Source organism: Amycolatopsis sp. lyj-109, assembly GCF_046548995.1.
In the GTDB taxonomy this organism is placed as follows: Bacteria; Actinomycetota; Actinomycetes; order Mycobacteriales; family Pseudonocardiaceae; genus Amycolatopsis.
Window position 1 is genome coordinate 1 of sequence record NZ_JAJPWR010000069.1, and the last position, 602, is coordinate 602.

Genomic DNA, 602 nt, shown 5'->3' on the forward strand with positions numbered 1-602 from the left:
GGCGACTCGGCGATGGAGGAGGCGACCTTCCTGACGAAGTTCGCGAAGTCCGTCACGATCGTCCACCGCCGCGAGGAGTTCCGCGCATCCAAGATCATGATCGAGCGCGCTCGCGCGAACGAGAAGATCAAGTGGCAGCTGAACTCGCAGATCACCGGGGTGCTCGGCGACGGCAAGGTCGAAGGCCTGCAGCTCAAGGACACCAAGGACGGCTCCGAGTCGACGCTGGAGGTGTCCGGCTTCTTCGTCGCGATCGGCCACGACCCTCGCAGCCAGCTGGTGAAGGGGCAGGTCGACCTGGACGAGGACGGCTACGTCGTCACGAAGGGCAAGACCTCTTTCACGAACCTGGACGGCGTCTTCGCGGCCGGTGACCTGGTGGACCGCACCTACCGCCAGGCGATCACCGCCGCGGGCTCCGGGTGCAGCGCCGCGATCGACGCGGAACGCTGGCTCGCGGAGCACGGCGAATCGGACGCGCACGAGGCAGCCGAGCTCGTCGGCGGCGGCTACGGCGCAGGCACCAACTGACTTACCGGCTTCCAACCACCCCTGAAGGAGAAACCATGGCCAACACCGTCAAGGTGACCGACGCGACGTTC

1 protein-coding gene is annotated in these 602 nt (G+C 66.6%); it reads left to right on the forward strand.

The features are described 5' to 3' along the window. Positions 1 to 531: NAD(P)/FAD-dependent oxidoreductase (locus ACLJQF_RS48850; protein WP_410617525.1), on the forward strand; the 531-nt coding region annotated here is incomplete at its 5' end. Positions 532 to 602: the final 71 nt, after the last annotated feature.